Source organism: Kitasatospora sp. NPDC024654 (assembly GCF_055559155.1).
The window spans coordinates 7,691-29,309 of sequence record NZ_JBVHLF010000028.1; the positions used below are offsets into that span (position 1 = coordinate 7,691).

The 21,619-nt window shown below is 70.8% G+C and carries 14 protein-coding genes, 1 tRNA gene and 1 pseudogene; 8 read left to right on the forward strand and 8 right to left on the reverse strand.

The window, feature by feature from the left end; all coding sequences use genetic code 11:
* Positions 1-115: 115 nt before the first annotated feature.
* The 6 genes from ACZ38L_RS18430 to ACZ38L_RS18455 all read right to left on the reverse strand — a co-directional run bounded on the left by ACZ38L_RS18430 (position 116) and on the right by ACZ38L_RS18455 (position 5,533).
* Positions 116-928 (reverse strand): ABC transporter ATP-binding protein, encoded by an 813-nt coding sequence (locus tag ACZ38L_RS18430; RefSeq protein WP_465694238.1) that lies wholly within the window; start codon positions 926-928, stop codon positions 116-118.
* A gap of 4 nt (positions 929-932) precedes the next feature.
* A complete protein-coding gene (locus ACZ38L_RS18435; RefSeq protein WP_465694183.1) occupies positions 933-1,865 on the reverse strand; it encodes an ABC transporter permease in 933 nt (310 codons plus the stop codon).
* A 135-nt stretch (positions 1,866-2,000) separates the two neighbouring features.
* Positions 2,001-2,891 (reverse strand): glycosyltransferase family 2 protein, encoded by an 891-nt coding sequence (locus tag ACZ38L_RS18440; RefSeq protein ID WP_465694184.1) that lies wholly within the window; start codon positions 2,889-2,891, stop codon positions 2,001-2,003.
* On the reverse strand, positions 2,888-3,625 hold the full coding sequence (locus tag ACZ38L_RS18445; RefSeq protein WP_465694239.1) for a CDP-alcohol phosphatidyltransferase family protein: 738 nt from the start codon (positions 3,623-3,625) through the stop codon (positions 2,888-2,890). Before ACZ38L_RS18445 ends, ACZ38L_RS18440 begins: the two co-directional genes overlap by 4 nt.
* A 103-nt stretch (positions 3,626-3,728) precedes the next feature.
* On the reverse strand, positions 3,729-4,790 hold the full coding sequence (locus ACZ38L_RS18450) for an iron-containing alcohol dehydrogenase family protein (RefSeq protein ID WP_465694185.1): 1,062 nt from the start codon (positions 4,788-4,790) through the stop codon (positions 3,729-3,731).
* Positions 4,778-5,533 (reverse strand): phosphocholine cytidylyltransferase family protein, encoded by a 756-nt coding sequence (locus ACZ38L_RS18455; RefSeq protein WP_465694186.1) that lies wholly within the window; start codon positions 5,531-5,533, stop codon positions 4,778-4,780. Before ACZ38L_RS18455 ends, ACZ38L_RS18450 begins: the two co-directional genes overlap by 13 nt.
* Before the next feature lie 674 nt (positions 5,534-6,207).
* On the opposite strand from ACZ38L_RS18455, the gene idi reads away from it, so the two are divergent.
* Positions 6,208-6,807 carry an isopentenyl-diphosphate Delta-isomerase gene (gene idi / locus ACZ38L_RS18460; RefSeq protein WP_465694187.1) on the forward strand — a complete coding sequence of 200 codons (600 nt, stop codon included), beginning with the start codon at positions 6,208-6,210 and terminating at the stop codon, positions 6,805-6,807.
* A gap of 50 nt (positions 6,808-6,857) precedes the next feature.
* On the opposite strand, the gene ACZ38L_RS18465 is transcribed toward idi, so the two are convergent.
* Positions 6,858-7,289 (reverse strand): ATP-binding protein, encoded by a 432-nt coding sequence (locus ACZ38L_RS18465; RefSeq protein ID WP_465694240.1) that lies wholly within the window; start codon positions 7,287-7,289, stop codon positions 6,858-6,860.
* A gap of 502 nt (positions 7,290-7,791) precedes the next feature.
* Here ACZ38L_RS18465 and ACZ38L_RS18470 point away from each other — a divergent pair.
* The 3 genes and pseudogenes from ACZ38L_RS18470 (at position 7,792) to ACZ38L_RS18480 (ending at position 10,574) form a co-directional block, all read left to right on the forward strand.
* Positions 7,792-7,876, forward strand: a tRNA-Leu gene (locus ACZ38L_RS18470).
* A gap of 217 nt (positions 7,877-8,093) precedes the next feature.
* Positions 8,094-8,313 (forward strand): annotated as a pseudogene (locus tag ACZ38L_RS18475) (DDE-type integrase/transposase/recombinase); the annotation flags it as partial.
* A gap of 263 nt (positions 8,314-8,576) precedes the next feature.
* The gene (locus tag ACZ38L_RS18480; protein WP_465694188.1) at positions 8,577-10,574 is read left to right on the forward strand and encodes an N-6 DNA methylase; all 1,998 of its coding nucleotides are present in this window, start codon (positions 8,577-8,579) and stop codon (positions 10,572-10,574) included.
* A gap of 2 nt (positions 10,575-10,576) precedes the next feature.
* Here ACZ38L_RS18480 and ACZ38L_RS18485 read toward each other — a convergent pair whose 3' ends face one another.
* Positions 10,577-12,076, reverse strand: coding sequence for a serine/threonine-protein kinase (locus ACZ38L_RS18485; protein WP_465694189.1), 1,500 nt, complete (start codon positions 12,074-12,076; stop codon positions 10,577-10,579).
* Positions 12,077-12,348: 272 nt separating this feature from the next.
* On the opposite strand from ACZ38L_RS18485, the gene ACZ38L_RS18490 reads away from it, so the two are divergent.
* Genes ACZ38L_RS18490 through ACZ38L_RS18505 form a run of 4 tightly spaced genes read left to right on the forward strand, consistent with a single transcriptional unit; the run spans position 12,349 to position 21,610 of the window.
* A complete protein-coding gene (locus ACZ38L_RS18490) occupies positions 12,349-13,848 on the forward strand; it encodes a PD-(D/E)XK nuclease family protein (RefSeq protein ID WP_465694190.1) in 1,500 nt (499 codons plus the stop codon).
* Between the two features lie 3 nt (positions 13,849-13,851).
* Positions 13,852-15,006, forward strand: coding sequence for a pPIWI_RE_Y domain-containing protein (locus ACZ38L_RS18495; protein WP_465694191.1), 1,155 nt, complete (start codon positions 13,852-13,854; stop codon positions 15,004-15,006).
* Positions 14,999-18,601: a pPIWI_RE_Z domain-containing protein gene (locus ACZ38L_RS18500; protein ID WP_465694192.1), complete on the forward strand. Its 3,603-nt coding sequence runs from the start codon at positions 14,999-15,001 to the stop codon at positions 18,599-18,601. The genes ACZ38L_RS18495 and ACZ38L_RS18500 overlap by 8 nt, the downstream gene beginning before the upstream one ends.
* A 33-nt stretch (positions 18,602-18,634) precedes the next feature.
* Positions 18,635-21,610, forward strand: coding sequence for a pPIWI_RE module domain-containing protein (locus ACZ38L_RS18505; RefSeq protein ID WP_465694193.1), 2,976 nt, complete (start codon positions 18,635-18,637; stop codon positions 21,608-21,610).
* Positions 21,611-21,619: the final 9 nt, after the last annotated feature.

Consider the following 21,619-nt stretch of genomic DNA (forward strand, 5'->3'; position numbering starts at 1 on the left):
CCCTCCCCTTCACTCTCCCCCATCCCGCCGCGCAAACGAAGGGCAAGGCCCAACCCCCCCCCCCCCCCCCCCCCCCCCCCCCCCCCCCCCCCGGCCCAGTGGCGGTTGGCGCGCCTCAGGGGCGCTCGCCGCGCTCGTACATGCCGACCACCTGGTCGGTCGGGCCGTCCATGATGAGCTTGCCCGTCTCGATCCAGATGGTGCGCTCGCAGGTGTCCCGGATCGCGTTGTTGTTGTGGCTCACCAGGAAGACCGTACCGGCGTTCTTGCGCAGCTCGCGGATGCGAGCCTCGCTGCGGCGCTGGAAGGCCTGGTCACCGGTGGACAGCGCCTCGTCGATCAGCAGCACGTCGTGGGTCTTGGCCGCCGCGATGGAGAACCGCAGACGGGCCGCCATACCCGACGAGTAGGTGCGCATCGGCAGGTTGATGAACTCGCCCTTCTCGTTGATGCCCGAGAAGTCGACGATGTCCTGGTAGCGCTCCTTGACCTGGGCCGGGGTCATGCCCATCGCCAGGGTGCCGAGCACCACGTTGCGCTCGCCGGTCAGGTCATCCAGCAGCGCCGCGTTCACGCCGAGCAGCGACGGCTGCCCGTCGGTGTAGATGCCGCCCTTGGCGGTCGGCAGCAGACCGGCGATCGCGGAGAGCAGCGTCGACTTGCCCGAGCCGTTGGAGCCGATCAGGCCGATCGCCTCACCCTTGTAGGCGGTGAAGCTGACGCCCTTGACGGCGTGTACCTCGGTGATGGCGGGCGAGCGCTTGCGGGAGATCAGCCGGCTGAGCGCGGAGGTCGCGCTGCCCTTTCCGGCCGAGGCACCGTGCACCTTGTAGACGATGTGCACGTCGTCGACGACCACGGTGGGCGTGCGGGACTCCTTGGCCGCGGCGATGGCCTTCGTGTCGCGTTCGGTCCGGTCGTTGGTGATGGTCTCAGCCACGGCCGTACTCCTCCTCAGCCTTCCAGAAGTAGACGTAGCCGAACACCATCAGCAGCACGCACCAACCGGTCGCGTAGATCCACAGGTGGTGCGGCATCGTCTGGTAGTTCTTCGTGTGGTGGCTGTAGATCACCGGCGCGAGCGAGTGCCGGACCAGCTCCATGAAGACCGAGGCCGGGTTGATCGTCATGATGATCCGGGCGTACTCGGGCCACTTGTTGATGTTGCCCTGGATGCTGTACATCACGCCGGACAGGTACATCCAGGTGCGCAGCACGAACGGCATCAGCTGCGACACGTCGGTGGTCTTGGCACCGATCCTGGCCATGATGAACGCCAGGCCGGTGTTGAAGCCCATCTGCAGAATCAGCGCGGGGATCACCAACAGCCAGGAGACACCCACCTGGATCCCGGAGGCCAGCACGATGATGACCAGCACGACCATCGAGATCAGCAGCTGCTGGAGCTGGATCACGGTGAAGGCGATCGGCATGCAGGCGCGGGGGAAGTGCAGCGCCCGGATCAGCCACAGGTTGTCGGAGATCGCCCGGGTACCGGCCTGCACCGCGCTCTGGGTGAACTGGAAGATGAAGACACCGGTGCAGAGCCAGGCGATGTAGTGCGGAATGTCCCGGTTGCGCAGGATCACACCGAAGACCAGGTAGAACACCGCGCAGTTGAGCAGCGGAGTGACAACCTGCCACACCTGGCCGAGCTTCGCCGTGGTGTACTGCGCCACCAACCGAGCGGTGGCGAAGGCCACGATGAAGTGGCGGCGGCCCCAGAGCTGCTTGGTGTACTCCCACAGCCCGGGTCGGGCACCGCTGATCCTCAGCCCGTACTTGTCCGCGAGCTGCTTGGGGGACAGCCCGGCATCAACACCCCCTGGCAGGGAGAGGTTGATCGGTTCACTCACTGTCGACACTTTCGTCCTTCACGGGGATCGGAAGTCCGGCTGCTGGCCGGGGGCAGTCGCCGGTCTCTCGACGGGTAGATCCGGGTGGATCCCGGGGTATGCGGCCTGCGGTTTGGCCCACCGGCCGCGGCGATCAGGGGATGATCAGATGACCGGCGGTCTGCCCAACCTGGTCAATCGCCATACAGTACGCCATCGCATCGGCCGCCGCTCCCCGCAGGGGGTGCGCCAGCCGGCCAGGAACCCGCCCCACCAGGCCTTGAGCGCCTCCCCGGAGGGGCGGCGGGCCAGGGTCAGCAGGATCCAGGTGCACAGGTAGAGAGGCACCAACGGGGCCGGAAGGTTCCGTCGCGCCAGCCACACCCGGTTGCGGGCCACGTTGTGGAAGTACGTCGCGTGCCGGGCCGGCGAGGTGGTCGGGTGGTGCAGCACCACGTCGGCCCGGTAGTCGATCGACCACCCGGCGTCCAGCGCCCGCCAGGCCAGGTCGGTCTCCTCGTGGGCGTAGAAGAACTCCGCGGGCAGCTGACCGGCCTGTTCGAACACCGCGCTGCGCACCGCGCTCGCCCCGCCCAGGAAGGTGGTGACCCGGGAGGAGTGCAGCGGATCGCTGGCCCGCAGGCGCGGCACGTGGCGACGCTGGGTGACGCCGGTGTCCGGATCGGCGATCCGGAAGCTGACGATGCCGAGCGACGGGTCCGCGCTGAACGCCTCGCGCAGCAGTCGGGCCGAGTCGTCGCGCGGGAGCCGGCCGTCGTCGTCGAGGAAGAGCACCGCGTCGACGTCCCGGCCGTTCGGCCCGAACAGCTCGATGCCGACGTTGCGGCCGGCCGGGATGCCGAGGTTCTCCGGCAGCTCGGCGGTGCGGACGCCGGGCGGCAGCGGAGGCAGCGGGGCGCCGTTGCCGACCACCGCGAGCTCGACCGGCGGGCCCTGCTGGCCGGTCACCGAGTCGATCAGCGCGTTCAGCTCGGCCGGGCGGTTGCCCATGGTGATGATCACGGCACCCAGCCGGAAGTCGTCCGCCCCGCTCATCGCAGCCTGCTGGAGAGGACGATGCTGAGCAGGTGCAGGACGGTCTGCAGCATGGCGATGGCGGCCAGCACGACGACCGCGAGGTGGGTGAAGAACAGCCCGCCGTGCACGGTGTCGGCGATCCCGGCGGCCAGGATGAAGAGCGAGGCCTCCACGGCGCCCACCAGGCGGTGGAACTTGAGGAAGGCGGCGGCCTTGCGGGCCTTGGCGACCCCGGACGAGCGCGGCACCGAGGCGCTGTCCTCGACCGCGGCCATCCCGCTGCGGGCCCGGGCGACGTCGACCAGGTCGGTCTCCGACTTGATCAGGATCGCACCGAGCGCGGCCAGCGTGCCCAGGAACGCCCACTGCCAGTGCGCGCTGGCGCCCTGCCGGTGGAAGAGGTCGGTGGCCCGCAGGCCGAGGCCGGTGAGCAGCGCGGCCTCGGACATGTAGTGGCCGACCCGGTCCAGGTAGACACCGGTCAGCGAGGTCTGCCGGCGCCAGCGGGCCACCTCGCCGTCGACGCAGTCGAGCAGCAGGTAGACCTGGATCAGCAGCGCGCCGACGATCGCCCCGGCGATGCCCGGGATCACCAGGGCGGCGCCGGCCAGGATGCCGGTGAACATCATCAGGTAGGTCAGGCCGTTGGGCGTGATGGCGGTGACCGTCGAGAGCACCCGGGTGATCCGCAGCGAGATCTTCCGCATGTAGAGCCGGCCCGCCCAGTGCTCGGCACTGCGGCGCTGCAGCATGCCCTCGGGGTGGATGACGGCGCGCAGCTCCTCGATCGACGGGCGGCGCGTGAGGTCGACCGGGGGCCGGCCGGGGGCTGACGACATGGGCTCAGCCTTGGACTCAGCTGTTGACGGCTTGGACATAGTCGGCGTACGCGTCCCTGATCGCTGAAGGGGAGAGGTCGAGGTGCTCAAGGATGGTGAAGCGGCCCGGGCGGGTATTCGGAGCGTAGTGCACCGCCTCGGTGAACTCCGCCTCGGAGAAACCGATCTGATCGGCGCTCACCGGAAGCCCGTGGGACTTCAGGCGCTCGACGATCAGACCGGCCGTCTCGCGGTCGCCCCGCAGGAAGCTAGCGAAGGCGGCACCGAGGCCGACCTGCTCGCCGTGCTGGGCGGACCGCTTGGGGTACAGCACGTCCAGGGCATGCGAGATCTCGTGGCAGGCACCCGACGACGGTCGGGTGCTGCCGGCGATGCTCATCGCGATGCCGGACAGTACCAGTGCTTCGGACAGGGCGGTAAGGAGGTCCGGGTCCTCCGGTTTGCCCGGGTGCCGCAGCAGGTTCTCGCCCGCCGAGCGGGCCATCGCCACGGCCAGTCCGTCCACCTTCTCGCCGGTCTCGCGCTGGGAGAGTTCCCAGTCGGCGCAGGCCGAGATGTTGGAGAGGACGTCGCCGATGCCGGCCGCCACGTAGCGCCTCGGGGCCTGCTGGATCACGTCCAGGTCGACCACGACGCCGATCGGCCCGGGCACCCCGTAGGAGCCGCGGCCCGCGTCGTTGTCGAGGGTGGAGACCGGGGAGCAGATGCCGTCGTGCGCCAGGTTGGTGGCGACGGCGACCACGGGCAGCCCGACCCGCGCGGCGGCGTACTTGGCGGCGTCGATGATCTTACCGCCCCCGAGCCCGACCAGGACGTCGTAGTGGCCACCGCGGACCGCGTCCGCCAGCCGCACCGCGCCGTCCAGGGTGCCGTCGGCGGCGTCGAACCAGTCGGCCCGCGGCAGCTGCGGCTCCAGCCGCTCGCGCAGCCGGGCGCCGGAGCCGTTGCTGATCGCCACCGCGACCCGCCCGCCGGTGGACAGGCGCTGGTCGGCGAGGATGCCGGCGAGCGAGTCCAGCGCGCCGGGGCGGACCTCGACGAAGAGCGGGGAGGGGATCAGCCGGGTCAGTACTGGCACGCGATCTCCCGGGCCTTCGCCAGATCCTCGTGGTTGTCGACCTCGACCCAGGAGACGTCGCCGATCGGCTGCACGTCGATCCGCAGGCCGCGGTCGGCCATCTCCTGGTAGCCGTCCTCGTAGTAGAGCTGGGGGTCGCGCTCGAAGGTGGTGCGCAGCGCGTCGGTGAGGTCCTCGGCGGCGGACGGGTTGATCACGGTGACGCCGATGTACTCACCGGTGGCCTCGGCCGGGTCCATCAGCTTGGTGATCCGGCGCATCCCGGTGGCCGGATCGACGATGACCTTCATCTCCTCGTCGGCGAGCTTCTTCACCGTGTCGAGGGCAAGCAGGATGCCGGGGGCGCGGCCCTCGGTGATCAGGCGGTCGTTGCCGTCCAGCATGGTGCGCTGGACCGAGGCGGGGTGCACGGTGTCACCGTTGGCGAGCAGCAGGCCCTCCCGGAACAGGTCGCGGGCGCACCACAGGGAGTAGGCGTTGTTCCACTCCTCGGCCTTGTCGTTCTCGACCAGGGTGAGCTTGACGCCGTACTTCTGTTCCAGGGCGTCCTTGCGGTCGTACACGGCCTCCTTGCGGTAGCCGACCACGACGGCGGCTTCGCGCAGGCCGACCTCGGCGAAGTTGCCGAGGGTGAGATCCAGCACGGTCTTCTCGCCGTCCACCGGCACCAGCGCCTTGGGCAGGGTGTCGGTGTACGGGCGGAGCCGGCGGCCGGCTCCGGCCGCCAGAACGAGGCCGATCATGCGGGGTCTCCTGTTTCGTCGTGCCGGTGTTTCGTGCCGTGTGTCGCACCGGCGGTTCTGCTGCCACCGGTGCTTCGTGGTCGCGGGCTGCCGCCGGTCGGACGGACGCGTGGCTCCCGTGTCGACACCGACCGCGTGTCGGTACCGACCGCGGCGGGCCGGCGTCCCGGCACTCCGGCGCCGCGGCGAGAGCGGTGCGTCGTGTCGTATGTGATGGTAGGCGACCGACATGACCAGCCCGTACTCCGCCCGTGGTCGCGCGGTTGCGGCCCGGTAGCGGTGCGGGGGTCCGGCGGAGGTTCCGCGCGGATCCGGCGGGGGTGCGGCGAGGAGTCCGCGAGGGGTGGCACGCGGGCCGCCGGGCGGCGACGGGCCCCGAACCCGGTACGGTCGGCGCGGGCCGGCGCCGGCGCGCACCCCGGGGCTCGTGGGGGCGTACGGTGGCGCCTTACCGGACCCGGCCGTACCTGGTTGCGCGGTGAGCGGATGGACACGGTGGGTATCCACCGAATCCGTCCGCTCGGCGCGGCCATACGGCAGACTTGGGCCCCGACGCCCGACCGGTGCCCGACCACAGCGGCACCGCGGGCGCGCTGCCGTCCGCTGGACCGGGGGGCCTGCCCGGGTGGCGCATCCGGGTGGCGGCGCCGGTCCCCGTGCCGAAAGAGGGCCACATGTCCGAGAGCCGACCCACCAGCGCCGCCCAGCCCGCGGCCGCTGCCGCTGCCGCTGCCGCTGCCGAGATCCTGCTGGAGCTGGTCGACGACAACGGTGTCACCATCGGCACCGCGGAGAAGCTGTCGGCTCACCAGCAGCCCGGGAAGCTGCACCGGGCGTTCTCGGTCTTCCTCTTCGACAAGCAGGGCCGGCTGCTGCTGCAGCGTCGCGCCCTGGGCAAGTACCATTCCCCCGGTGTCTGGTCGAACACCTGCTGCGGCCACCCGTACCCGGGCGAGTCGCCCTTCGTGGCCGCCGCGCGCCGCACCGCCGAGGAGCTCGGGGCGGCGCCGGCGCTGCTCTGCGAGGCCGGCACGGTCCGCTACGACCTGCCGGACGAGGCCTCCGGGCTGATCGAGCGGGAGTGGAACCACCTCTTCGTCGGGCTGGTCACGGCCGACCTGTCGCCGGCCCCGGAGGAGGTCGACGACACCCGCTTCGTCACCGCACAGGAGCTGAAGGAGCTGCGGGCCGACCGGCCGTTCTCGGTCTGGTTCAACACGGTCTTCGAGGCCGCGCTCCCGGGGATCCGGGAGATCGCCGGGCGCGACTGGTAACGCCTGCGGCTACCAACACCAGGCCACGGCTGCCGCGCCGCACTCCCCGGCTATTCCACTGCGCTCCCCACCGCGCCGTCGGCGGGGAACGGAAGCGGCAACGAGGCCCAGATCACCTTGCCGCCGTCGCCGGTCCCCTCCACGTCACAGGCACCGCCGGACTGCAGCGCGATGCACTTGACCAGCATCAGCCCCCGCCCACCGGTCTGGCCGTGGTCGCTCTCCACCGCCTTGGGCCGGTGCGGGTGCCCGTCCTCCACCGCCACCCGCACCTGAGCGCCGTCGATCACCACCTCGGTGACCACCCGCGGCGAGAGCAGCGCGGCGTGCGTCACGGCGTTGGTCACCAGTTCGGAGACGATCAGCAGCACGCCGTCCACGACGTCCTGGTAGCACTCGCCACTGATCCCCTGGGTGCGGAGCAGGTCGCGGACCTGGTGTCTGACCCGTGGCACCGACGCCTCGTGCGCGTCCGCGACGATCCGCCAGCGCCCCCCGCCCTCCCGCCGGCTTCCCGCCCCCGCCTCCCGGTCCTCGCCCGCGCCTCCTCCCGCCCGACCGAGTGCCTTCGACCGCGTCCCGCTGGTCCGTTCCACACCAAGCCACCCTTCGCGCAGGACTCGGGAGGCTTCGCCGGCACCGCCGACCTTTCGGGAACAGGGTGTTCCGTTCAGGGCTCCCCTGACCTCCAGAGGCTAGGAGAGCTGCTGCGATTCCCTGCGCGGGGACATGGAACTTGCTCCCGCCGGATCGATCCAGCTCACCTTTGGCGTGTTTTGGTCAACCTGGTGACGATTTACGCCCGCCAGGACAGCAGGATCGTTCATCCTCCCGGACCTTCCGCCAGCCCCGACCCTCCGGCCCGCAGCTCCCACCTCCGCCGCCACCCACCGCAGAACCGCAGGTGAGAAGCACTCCGATTGCCTGGTAATGTTCTCTCTGTCGCCACGGGGGACAGCAACAAAACCCCGAGGCACACACCCTGTCCGGGTGGCGGAATGGCAGACGCGCTAGCTTGAGGTGCTAGTGCCCTTTATCGGGCGTGGGGGTTCAAGTCCCCCCTCGGACACGACCCATTCGCCAACGTTGTTGGCGAGGGAATGCAGGTCAGGAGCGATCCTGACCTGCATTTTGTGTTACATGCGGCCTTACTGGCGGCGCATTGCAAAGGCAGCCTGGATGAGGTCGGGGACCGGCGGCAGCCCAAAAGTCTTGCGTTGGCATGGGAGCGCGTGCCTCGGATTCGGCGATCCAGCAGCTTCCGGCAGCAAGGCTGCAAGCAGCGCTCGGTGGCGGTTCCCGACCTTCTGGCACGCTCCTTGCGCGCGTCGGCCCCAGACACGAGGCACGTCGGCGACTTCACCTTCCTCCCGGTCGGCGATGGCCAGCTCCTCTGTCTGGCGACCGTGCTGGACCTATTACTCCAAGCGCCTGGTCGGCCGGTCGATTGCAGACCACACGCACGCCGAGCTGGTCACCGACGCGCTCGAGGCCGCGAGCCGGTGCAGCACGCCTGGGTGAGAACGGAGCCGCAGACACGCCGGCTGCCCAAGGGGAGCGGCGGGCAGCAGACGAGCCTCTGCCCAGGCCGCCGCATCGGAGCGTCGAGCGCTACGCTCACCCAGCTCATGGAGTCGTTCGAGGCCATGGCCATACGACTGTAAACTGAGTCAAGCAACACACTGGTCGGATATCGAACGGCGCGATAGCGTGAGGCGCACACGACTCTGACTCGCTTGGTCCCGCCATCCGCGCTCTCGGAGATCCAGATGAAGCAACCTGCCGAGCCGGCCGTCTCGGTGACCCTGGCGGAGATCGCCCGCATCGCCGGGGTCGGGCGCGCCGCGGTGAGCAACTGGCGTCGTCGGCACGAGAGTTTTCCGAACCCGATCGGTGGGAGCGACGCAAGTCCCCAGTTCTCCCTGGCTGAGGTCGAGACGTGGCTGGATCGAGAGAAGAAGAGCAAGTCGACAGCCGGTCGACTCGAACGGCTCTGGCCCCAGATCGAGGCCTTGGGCGATCGGAACTCGATGGGAATGGTACTGGCAGCAGTTGGTGCTGAGCTGAGTACTCCCGGTACCGCGGACGCCCTTCCCACTCCGCTGCAGTTGAGCCCGGAACAACAGGCGTTGGCTGAGCAAGCCGTACGGCTGGCCCAGCAGGAGGGCGCCTCGGAGACCTTCGGCTTTCTGCTCCAACGCTGGCTCGGCACACACGTGCGACAGATCATTACCACGCCAGAGCCCCTGGCCGATCTGATGGTCGACATCGCGCAGTGGCGTGGTGAGGCCCCGGTGCGGACCGTGATCGATCCGGCCTGCGGCACCGGCTCGCTCCTGCTGACCGCAGGCCGACGGTGGACCGATTCAGGCGAGCCGAAGCTGCTGGGCCAGGACTCGGATCCGGCCCTCGCCGCGGTAGCGGCTGCCCGTCTGCTACTGGAGGGTATGAACGGCCGGGTCGTGGTCGCGGACACGCTGCGGGCCGATGCCCTGCAGCCCGTTCAGGCCGATGTGGTGCTCTGTAATCCACCCTCGAACGAGCGCGACTGGGGGCACGCCGAAGTCGCGACGGACCCCCGGTGGCTGTTCGGGCAGCCACCCCGCACCGAGCCGGAACTGGCCTGGGTTCAGCACTCGGTCGCCGCCCTCGCACCCGGCGGCACCGCGGTCATGGTGCTGCCCCCTGCTGTCTCAGCCAGACGGGCGGGGCGACGGATTCGAAGCGCACTGTTGCGAACCGGTGCACTGCGCGCGGTGATCGCTCTTCCGCCCGGCGCAGCTCCCCCGCACGGCGTGGGCCTGCACCTGTGGGTCCTTTCCCGGCCGTGCGAGGATCCAGCCGGCGCCGTCGTACGGCTGGTGGACACTGTCGGGAGGGACGGCGCCCCGCCTGCGGGACGCTCCTTGATTGACTGGCCCGCTCTGCGCACCATCGTCCTGGAATCGCTCCGGAGCGACGAAACCCTCGCCGGTGTGTCGGTGCCGGTCATCGACCTCCTTGACGAACAGGTCGATCTCACTCCTGCCCGGCACGTCCCCGCGGCGAACTCCGCGATCACCATCAACCTGCGTCAGGCCTGGACCCGGTTCGACCTCCGTCTCAGCGAGACGCGGGACCTCGGTCAGACGCTGTCCAAGCTGGCTCCCACACAGGACAACGGCACCGTCGCATGCACCACGGTCGCCGAACTGGAACTGGCCGGAGCACTGGAACTGCGCACCGGGCAAGCCCTTCCCGAAGAGCGGTTGCATCGGGGCGACCCACCGTCCGACGGGGTCCGGGCACTAACGGTTCCCGATCTCATCCACTTGGAGGGTCCTCGGTCCTGGTTGTCCGCCCTCGACACCGACAGCGGCGAGCGGACGGGCAACCTCACGGTGACATCTTCTCAGGACATCGTCGTAGTGGGCGCGTTCCGCGCCTTCGATGCCTGGGTAGACGTCGACGCCCCCACCGTTCTCGGCCCCCAACTCCACCTGATCCGCGTCGATCCAACGGTCCTCGACCCATGGTTCCTGGCCGGCTGCCTTCGATCACCGTCGAATGCGCGACAGGCGGGTACCCATGCCTCGACATCGTCCCGGGTGGATGTCCGCCGACTCCAGGTACCACGGCTTCCGCTGGATGAGCAGCGGGCCTACGGCGAGATCTACCGACGGCTCACGGCCTTCGACCACGCAGTGCGCGAACTGGGCGAGGTCGCCGGGAACATGAGCCGGGCGCTCGGCGAACTGCTCGCGACCGGCCGGCTTCCCCGGGGGTGAGGTCATTCCTGGGGCAAGAGCTCCAAGAATGACCTGGTCTCCACACCTCTACCGCACTCCTCCAGCTCCACCGCCACCTCACGACAACGGGCCACGACGTGGGCCGGAATCTCCACCAGGCCCGCGATCTCGTGAACTACGTCGGCCCATCCATCGAAACCACCCTGGAGATCGCCCGCTGGGATACGGCACTCGGCCACTCCCACCCGCGCCTCCAGCGCCGCGGCCCGAAAAGTCGGCGCCGTCTTGTACTCCAGAGCCTTCGCGACGGCTCGGTACAGCGGGCCCGCGTCCTCCCAGGCGCCGCGCAACCGCGCGGCGTCGGCGCACAGCAATTGCGCCTGCGCCACCGGAAGATGACCTAGGCCCCAGGACTTGCGCGCGTGAGCCAGCTCGCGCTCAAGCCGTTCCAGGGCCGGGCCGGCACCTGGCCCTGCCATCTCCACCACGGCGTGAGCGTGCAGCTGGTCGAACCGGTCCCGGTCGCACCCTGGCCTCGCTCCCCGGCCCACCCCCGGCCTGGTGACCGGGACGCGAATCGCGCGGCCGGGGACCGACGGGACGGCCACCGCGCCGGAGAGCCGATAGCGAACGGTCGGGTCCGGCACGAGCTCGGGGTTGGGCGCGGGCGATCCCGCGACGGGCAGGTGGGGACGAAGGACGTCGACAGCCCAGGCGAGGCTGTCCAGACGCAGGCACGGGTCCTTGCCGAGCAGACGCCAGACAAGGTCGTCGATCTCGGCCGGGACGCCGGCTTTGAAGTCGCTGACGCGCGGCGGCAGATCCTGCTGGTGTTGGGTCGAGCAATTGCGGTCAGGCCGATCGATGAATGGCTGACGCCCAGTCAGGAGTTCGAAGAGCACACAGCCGTAAGAGTAGTGATCCACAGCCTTCGTGACCTTCTGCTGCCCTTGGAGCTGCTCCGGGGCCATGTAGCCGACCGTTCCCGGCGTGGCGCCGTAGACGGTGTGGCGGGTGGCGTCGGGGCGATCCGGCAGGGCGACGCCGAAGTCGATCAGCTTCGCCGAGCCGTCAGCGGTCAGCACGACATTGCCGGGCTTCAAGTCGCGGTGGATGACCTGCCCGGCGTGGGCATGGACAAGGGCCTCGGCCATCTCGAACGCGATGGCGACCGCAGCGCCGAGCGGCAACGGTCGATGATTCGCGAGAAATCGGTCGAGCGGTTCGCCGTCGACGAACTCCATGACGAGGCAAGGGGCGCCCCGGTGCAGGCCTCGATCGATCAGCGTCACGATTCCCGGGTGTTCGAGCTCGCCGATGAACTGCCCTTCCCGTTCGAAGCGCTTGAGCAGCTCGGTCTCCTGACGGATGCGCTCGGCTGGGCTGAGGCGACCCTGGTTGTACTGGTCGGCACGGATCTCCTTCACGGCCACCGGCTCACCGGTCTCGGTGTCGATGGCCTTCCAGACGCGCGCCATGCCGCCCTGACCCAGCAGCTCGACGATCCGGTACCGACCGCGGACGACTTCGCCCCTTTCCATCCTCACCCCTGTCCGCCGTGGCATCATGCGCGACATACCATACCGCCCCCGAACGAGCGCAGCTCCATCGCTTGACTAAGTTCACAACTATGCGCTCTCCTGGAGTCCTGGCCGAACAGCTCCGCGTCTTGAGGGAGTCTCCTCCTGTGACCGCTTGGCAACCTCCCGCCGGCACGACCGGCGATCCCCGCCTCGTTCGCACCTCGCTCCCCCTCCTGCAGGAGGATCCCCGGGGCTGCCCGCGCGGATCCGCGCTGCGGGCCCGACCTTTGGTGCAGCAGTCGCCACCGCGTTCCCGTCGCAAGCCGGTCCAGGACTTCTCCCTGGGCCCGGTGATGTCGGCACTGGACGCGATCGAGCACGGTGGCAGCGGAGTTGAAGCCGCCCTTCAACAGCTCGGCCGCCGGCGCGACTGCCACCCGACGCATCTCGCCTGGGCCGCCGCAGCCGTGCACCACTACCTCGCGGCGCGAGCAGAGCACAGTGCCCTCTACTCGTCCCACGGCCCGGCCACCCTTCCGTTCGAGGATGCCTGGGTGACCGCCACCGACCTGGCCGTACCGGACGCGCGGGGGGCCGTCCGGTACGAGCGCACCGCCTGGGGTCGCCGGTACGCCTCCACCAACGGCCAAGTCAGGGAGATCTGGCTCCTTTCTGTGAACTCAGTAAAGACCCGAGCTGCTGCGGAGATCGCCGAGGCCGCCGCCGTGGCGGCGACCGGCCTGCCGTCCACCACCGAATTCGGCGCGCCCTACCGCCCGAAGCGCGCCGGCGGCGCACTCCCGCAGCGGGTCCGCGTGGTGGCGGTCGGCTGTGGTGACGGCTCCCGCATCGTCCTCGCTGATTGGGACGTCCAGGAGGCGGCTCGCCAGTACGCTCGACACGCCAAGCCTCTGCTGGCCCGTGCCATTGAGGCCGATCGGCTGAACCCGGGCTCGGCCTGTGTCGACTGCGAGGCTCTGACGGGCTGTTCACAGCCGCCCAGAATTCCGTTCCTGCTCGGGACGGACCGGCCGCGCAGGACCCGTCGGCGGCGCAGCGTCTCCGTCTCCGACCTCCGCGCCCACGCCGCCTGCCCCGCCAAGTACCACCTCACCCGCGTGCTGCACCTGAAGTCGGCCGAACCGGAGAGCGCGGCCGTCCGACGCGGTCGGGCGGTGGATGCCTGGCTCAACGCCCAGCACTCGGCCCGACGCCACTGCCGCGCCGGGCTTCTCCCCGACGTCTTGCCGGGCCTCCCGGCAGAAGAGACCGGGCCCGCTCTCCGGATGATCGCGGAGCACGCCGCCGTCTGCCCGCTCGACGGCCTGCCGCAGGACGCACAGGTGCGGGTGCAGCCGCGCCTGACGGCGTACGACCCGGGCCTCGACGCCGTCGTCATCGCCGACCCCGACCTGCTGTACACCGATGCCGGCGGCTGGGTCTGGCGCGAGACCAAGACCGCGGCCTCCCGCCCGTGGGAGGGTCGGCCGCTCCTGGAGTCCTTCCCGCAGCTCGCCCTCGCCGTGCTACTGATGTCCGCCGGGGTCCCCGGTGGCGACCTGCGCCGCTCACGGATCGAGCTGGAGCTGCTCTACCAGGACGGCTCGGCCTGCGAGGAGCTGTACCCGGACGACCCCGGGACGGTCGACGCGGCGCGTCAGGTCATCGCGTCCCTGAGCGGCCCCTGGGCATCGGACGAGACCTTCCCCGCCACCGCGGGCCAGGGGTGCAACAGCTGTGAGGTCCTGCGCTGGTGTGTCCCCGGCCTCGACCACACCACTGAGAGCTGATCCGTGCCCCCGACTCCCGACCTGCCACCGCACGCGGCCGAGTGGTCCGCGCACGATGGCATCCCGCTGCTGCGAACGCTCGCCACCGCGCTCATCGGGCTCGACGCGCTCACCGGCCTGGACGGCTTCTCCCTGCCCTATCCCGATGAGGCCCAGCGGGCACTGAACCGGACCGTCCTGGCCTGCCTGTTGCAGGGCGCCGAGCCGCCCGCCGGCTTGTCGGAACTTCTGCACTGGTGCCGCTACCGACCGGTCTGTGACTGGCCGCTCGACCTCCCCGCCGATGCCGTCGGCAGCACGGACCACCTCCTCGATCCGGGCTCCGGCCGTCCCACCGAGCTCTGCCACGAGTGGGCCGAACGCGCCACCGACAGCGCCGCGCGTCAGCGTGACCGGGAGATCATCACCACTGCCCTGCGGTTGTGCCGCGAGTGCGGTGAGGAGGACGCCTACACGGAGTTCCGGCGTTTGCTGGTCAGCCGGCCGGTGCTGACCTCGGTGGAGTTCTTCGACGTCACCAACGACCACGTGCTGGATCCGGTACGCGAGTTGATCCGCCGTATCTACCTCCCGGTACCGGCGAGCCATCTGCGGTCGGGCGCCTACGCGAGCTGTGCGCGGTGCCTGACCCTGCTGCTCCCGATGCAGGACGGCTCCTGGTGGTGCGAGCGCGATCGTTGCCGGCGGCAGGGGCCGGCGCCGGTCGGAAGCTTGCTGCCGGCCGAGGAGGTCGGCGAACTTCTGCAGCTGGAGCGTCCATTGAGGCAGTTCGTCACCGGGCCTGGCCGTGCGGAGGCCGACCTGGAACAGGCCCTGACCGGGCTGGGGCTGCGCGTGCGGATGTGGCCCGGCTTCGATGCCTACGACCTGCACGTCACCTTTCCCGACCGGCGGGTCTGGGCGGTGGACGTCAAGGATTGGGCTCACCCCGCATTCCTGGGCCGAGCGGCCCGACCAATCCGACCGGAACCGCCCTACGACGAGGCATTCTGGGTGGTTCCTCGCTACCGGGTCGACGACCGGCCCGGCTACCTGGACGTCTACCGGCGGCATCGGACCGCCTCCGCGATGGGCCTGCCCCTGCTCACCGACCGCGACCTGATCACACTCGCCGCCGCCCGGCTGGCCGGAGCCCCCGATGGAGGTACTCATGCGTGACCGCGACAGCTGGCACCGGCCGGTCAGCCGAGAACTCGCCCGGGTGTGGCGCGAGATCCCGGCCGAACTGGGCGACGTGAAGCCCGCCCAGCTCTGCCAGGTGGAGCTGGCGCTTCGAGTACTGGAACGCGTCGCGCCCGACGAGCCGGCCGCCGGCGCGTACACCCTGCTCGCCGGATACCCGTTCGCCCGGGCGGCCGGCCTCGCAGTCACCCCGGGCCACGAGTTGATGCTCACCACCGTCCGCCACCTGCTGTGGACGCTGCGCCGTCGACGCGCCTGGCAGCAGGCACTGGAGACCTACCTTCTGCTGCCGGAGCGGACACGGGCCTACCTGGTCCCGGAGGCTGGTGGGCCGGCCCGGCCGCTGCGTCCGACCGTCGCTTCCGAACGTCTCTCCGTCTACGACACCGCACTGGCCGCCCTGCCCGGCTTCGCCCGGCGACGCCTCCACCTCGCGCCTGTCGGGCGCAGCACTTTCATCGAGCGCCGCCGACCAACCTCCGTCACCTTCCCGCCGGAGTTGCGGCCCGACCCCACACCTGGTCACGACCTGGAGGCCGGCCGCTCCGGCGGAGGGACACCGATCCTGCTGACCCGCACCGAACTCACCGAGACGGCCCGGTGGATGGACCAGACCGAACTCGCAGCGGACAGTGCGAAGCGGGGGCACTGGGAGAGTCGACTGACCGAACTCCGGTTGGCTCCGCGCGATGCCGGTGGCCGGGACTTCACCGACTCCGATGAGCTGCTCCTGGACGGCATGCTGCACCTCGTGGGCATGGTCGGCGCCGGCAAGAGCACGCTCATGACGCTGATCGCCGTCTGGGCGGCGCGCCACAGCATGCGGACCACGCTGGTCGTCGGGGACGTCGCCGAACAGCTGCGGCTGAGCGCCCTTCTGCGGGGCCTCGGCCTGACCGCCACCCCGGTGCTCGGCCCCACCACCCGGGAGACCCATGTGCAGCGGTTGCACCGTCGGCTGGCCGCCCGCGGCCTGGACAGCCTCCTCGACCACGACGACCCGGGCTTCGACGACCTGAGCACGGTCTGCGTCGTCGACGCACTGCGTGGCACCGAGGCCGCCGAACCGCTCCGCTACGCCGACGCGCCCTGCACCTCACTGCTCCCGGAGCGGACCGAGGCAGTGAACCAACCTGACACGGAAGCCCCGGAGCCGATCACGCTCCCCGATCCGTACCGGCCGCGCGGCACCACCGCGACGCCCCCCACCGCCGGTGACCGTCGCACTGGGGCACCACACGGCTGTCCGCTCTGGAGCGAGTGTCCCCGTCACCGCACCGCGCGCGAACTGGTCGAGTCGCTGATCTGGATCGCGAACCCCGCCAGCCTGGTCCAGTCGTCGGTGCCGCACCACCTGAACGAGGAGCGGCTGCGCCACCTCGAACTCGCCGCTCTGCGCAGCGACATCATCATCGTGGACGAGGCCGACTCGGTGCAGATGAAGCTCGACGAGATCTTCGCGCCGTCCGCGACCCTGGTCTCGCCCGGGCCGGAGTCCTGGCTGGACCAGCTGCACACCCACAAGATCGAGGAGCTGTCCAAGCAGGGCCGACTGCCCTTGACCGACCAGGAGGTCGAGCGCTGGTCCGCGTCCCTGGCCGTGGTCACGTCGGCGACCGACCGGCTGTACAAGCTGCTGATCTCGGACGCCGACCTGCGCGAGTGGGCGGACATCGAGTACTTCAGCCCGTGGACGCTTCAGGAGAAGCTGCTGGCCGACTGGTTCGAGCCGAACGGCCCGTCCGGGGCGCCGGACGGCGTCCGCGACGAGGCCGAACTCTTCGAGGCGTACGAGAACGACGAGCCCGAACCGGAGCCCGACACTTCGGCCGTGGCAAGCCGCCGTGCGGTCCTGACCTCCGTCTTCGACAGGTTCCGCGACGACCCTCTCGGTGGCCAGGGCCCGTACGGCGATCCGACCGACGACCTCGTCACACTCGCCCAGGATCTGCTGACCACCCTCTCGGCCTCGGGTACCCGCGTACGGGTGATGGCCGCACTGGACGAGCTCCTCACCGGCACGGCCGCACCCGTCGGCGACCCGAAATGGCTCGTTCTCACGGCCCGCCGCCTGGAGTTCACGCTGCTGCTCTCCGCGCTGAACCAGCGACTGGAACGGCTGACCTTCCTGTGGCCACAGGTGGAGGCCGCCCTGCATCTGGACTCCACCGGCAACGAGCTCTCGCGCCGACCGCCGCTGGACTATGCCCCCCTGGTCCCTGAGGCGCCGATGGGCAACGTGCTCGGCTTCCAGTACCTGCCGGACGAGCGGGAACGGGACGACTCCGGGCGCCACAGCGGCACCCTGCGGTTCTTCCGGTGCGCGGGGGTGGGCCGGGAACTCCTCCTCTCGCTACACGAGTTGGGCGCCGACCCAGCGGCAGACCGGCCCGGACCGCACGTGGTGCTGATGTCCGGCACGAGCTGGGCGGGCACCTCCACCCGCGCCCACGTGCTCGCGCCGGTCGGGGCGGTCCTCAAGCCGTCCGAGCGCTCACTGGCCGCGGTGCGCCGCACCGTCTTCCGTACCCGGTTCCTCTTCGACGACAACGGGAAGCCGATCAGCCTGTCCGGCACCGACCAGAAGGCGCGCCTCCCCGTCGCACGGGCTATGGCCGACCGGCTCGGGAGCCCAGGGCGCGGCCAGTCGCCCAGCCCGCTGGAGGAGGAACTCGCCCTGGTCGAGGACGACGAGCGGCGGCGCGCGATCCTGCTGGCCGGCAGCTACAAGGAGGCGAACGCCGTCGCGGACGTCCTGCACGGCATCGAGCGCTGGCACGGCAGGGTTCGGGTCCTCGCCGCAGACGACGCGGACCTGGAGCAAGCCGTTCGCGGCGCCGGCCCGGCACCGACGATCGCCGGGCACGCCACTGCCCTACGGCGCGGCGACCTCGCCACCTTCGCCGAGGACCCCCGCGCGGAGATCCTCGTCGCGCCACTGATGGCCGTGGAGCGCGGGCACAACATCCTGAACGCGCAACGGAACGCCGCCTTCGGCACCGCGTTGTTCCTGGCCCGACCACACCCCCGCCCCGACGACCTGGCACTGGCGATCTTCGCGATCAACGACTGGGCCACGCGCTTTGTACGCGACCACCCGGGTCTCGACCAGGGCACCTTCACGGCGCTGGTGAGGCAGGCGGACTCGCTGGACGCGGCCGGGCTCGCCTTCCGTCACGTGGCCCGAGGAGAGTGGCGCCGACTGCTCGCCCGCCGATACATCTACTCGCGCCTCTCCGAGGCCGAGAAGCAGGCGTTCGCCTGGGACCAGCTGGTGACGATCTGGCAGGTCATCGGCCGGCTGGTGCGTGGCGGCGTGCCGGCCCGGGTGGTGTTCGTCGATGCCCGGTTCGCCCCCGGGCTGGCTCGGGCGCTCGCCCCGGGCGTCCAAGCCGCTGCGCTGCCCTCCGACGACGGCCTGCTGACCCGGCTTCGGTCCGTTCTCGCGCCGTACTTCGATCAGGACACCGATCCAGCCGGTTTCCCCGACCCCGGAGACCCAGCCCTGGCCCGCCTGCTCTACGAACCGCTGTTCGAGGCCCTGGCCGCCCTCACCCACCACCGCATCTGACCCCCGAGAGCCCGATCGGAGACCACCATGGCCATGAAGTACCAGACCATCCGCACCGCCACCTGGACGCCCACCTCGTCCGGAAGTTCGCTCACCGCCCGCTACCGCGCCCTGCCGTTCCCCGAGGAGTGGCGCGAGGCACTGCTGGACCTCTGCAACGCCGGGCGTCCGCCGCAGGCCGAGCCCTACCGGACGGTGCCCACCTGGCGGCTGGACCAGGTGCTCCAGACGCTCGCGCCGGACCTGCTCGTCCGCCCGCGCCCCGCCCAGCACCGGGGTGAGGAAGCGGACTTCTGGCTCTACGCCCCCGCGGAGGTGGCGGACCCGCTGCCGGGCCCGGCTTTCCGCGCCCTGCTCGCCGCCTGGCTGCGTGATCTGCGGCCCGAGCCCGAACACCGCGCCCGGCGCCGCGAGGTCGAGTCGATGCTGTCGGACGACCCGCCGCAATGGCGGCCCGTCGAAGCGGAGCTGCTGCGCTGCGCGACCACCAGGGGTGGCACGGCAGCGCCCGAGGCCCGTCAGTTCCAACTGACCACCGATCACCTGGCCCGCCGGATCCTCGCGCTGGAACCGTACGACTTCGGCGCCGGCAAGCTGCACTTCCGTGCCGTCCCGCGAGGGCCCCGCGACCAGGGCGCGGAGCTGGTCTCACAGCCGCTGCCCTGGGAGGGAAAGGGCGAGCGGACGTCGTGGTACTCGGTGGTCCTCAACGTCACGCTGCACACCGTCCCCTTCCAGCCGCTGCCCCGGCTGCACCTGCACACGCACATCCGCCGCTGGGCGACCCGCACCAGCCCGACCACGGGGCGACTGCGGCTGCCGTTCGGCCGCCGCACCTCCGTTCTGCTGCGCCCACGGGTGCCGTGGCTGCCCGGGGCACCCGTGAGCAACCGCTTCGCAGTGGCACGGCTGGAATGGAACCGCGCGGCCAAGGGCATCGACTGGGTCGGCGGCGGCCCTGCCGGAATGTTGCGCGACATCTCGCTGGCCGAGCCGTTCCCCGACGCCGACGGCCTGCTCAGCGCGCCCGAGGAATGGCTCGCCGAGGGCATGCGCGCCGCCGTGGTGCACAGCACCGCGATGGGCGGGCACGAGGTCGGCGCCGGCCTGATGTCGGACCAGCGGTCGCGGATCGTCCACTGGGCCGAACAGGCGCTGCCCGAGGTGCTGCGTCCCGCGCCGGCCCTGGAGTACACCCGTCGCGCCACCACGCACCGCCCGGCGAATCCCCGCCCCAAGCCCGCCGGTGAGGTCGACAAGGCCGCCGAGGACGTACGCGCGGCCACCGCTCGCCGGATCGGGACGGCCTTCGCCCTCGGCTCGCTGGACGGCTCGGACTGCATGCCGAACGGACAAGCCGTGTTGGAGGCCCGGCTGCTGTGGCAGACCACCGAGATGCGCGACACGGCCATCGCCGCCCTGATCGACCACCTCGGGCTCAAGGACGACGAGTCGCGGCCGACCGCCAAGGCCTACGAGGCCGCATGCCCCGGCAGCCCGGCGGTCCTGGAATGGGACACGGCCGAACTGACGGTGCGGCTGCGCTGTCTCAAGTTGACCGGCTCGCTCGCCGACGACCTGCCGCTGGGCGAAGGGCGCCCCACCCGCGATGCCGTCACACGAGCCCTGAGTGCTCGTCGGACCGAGGTGCGTGCCTTCCTCGGCGCCGACCGCACCGACTCGATCCCCGCTCTGGCCCTGGTCGAGATCGACCGGCGGCAGGACTTCACCACGCCCGACCACGACCCCAAGTTCGCGCTCCGGCTGGGATGTGCTGATGCCGGCGTGCTGACCCAGTTCATGGCGGTGCCCAAGCGCCTGCGGGGCTACAACAGCGAGAAGAACGCGGGCTTCCGCGCCCTCAAGGCCTGGGACGACGGGCTGCGGCAGCTCGGTGTACGAGTCCACCCCGAACACGGCCTGGGCGCCCAACTGCCCGAGGAGCTGCGCTACGCGGCGGTGTGGATGGTCCGGAAGAACGCGCGCAGCCGCACCCGTTGGGCCGGCCACGAGCCGGTCGCCGTCCGGGTCACCCCGGCGCGCCCGGGCACCGGGCTGGCTCGGGTGGAGGGCTGGGACCGGTCCGCGGACGGCGGCGCGGGCGCGTGGATCCCGTACCCGGCCCTGCTGCTCCGGTTGACCCGCCTCGCGGAGGTGCCGTCGGGCGTGCCCGGTCCGCGCGGCGACGCCGCACAACCGACCGAACGCCCGTCGTGGTGGCAGGACATGAAGCGGCAGCGACAGGAGACGGAGGAGTGGCTGCAGAAGGTGGTGCGCTCGCTGCGTGGCACGCCGACCCTGCTGCTCGCCCATGCGCAGAACTGCCGTTCGCACTGGACCTGGCTGCAGGACGGCCAGAGCGAACCGGACCGGATCCGCACCGGCCACGCACCCGCCCGACGGCTCGACCCGGACCTGCGGCTGGTCCGGGTACGGACCTCCCAGGGCCGCGAGACCGCTCAGTGGTGGGGCGTGCACCCTGACGAGGTCAACGGCGTGAACGGCCTGCCGGCGCATCTGTGGACCGACCCGACCGCGGCGGACAGTGCCCGGGTGTTCTGGTCGACCACCCCCAAGGCCCAGCAGTTCAGCGGATCCGCGGTGGAGGCGGACAAGCTGGCTCCGCGCCCGCTGCGCGCCGGCAAGCGCAAGGGTGAGCTGACCATCGACACCGACAAGCCGGCCTGGAACCCGGGCCTGGTCGAACTGGCGGTGCTCGGCTGCCACCAGGCCGACGGCGACGACCCGGAAGCACTGGCCCTGGCCGTCCACCAGCTGCGGCAGGCGCCGGACCACTCGGACGCCCTGAGCCTGCCGCTTCCGCTGCACCTGGCGGGTCTCGCTCAGGAGTACGTCCTGCCGACGATCGCCGACGACGGTGCGGCGGCTGATCCGACGGCCGACACCGATCCGGACGCGGCTGAGGCCGCCGGCCTCGCCCAGGCGCCGGAACCGGACAGTGATCCAGAACAGTTGACGCTGTTCTCCCCCGACGGAGTTCTGCGATAGCGGGACTCC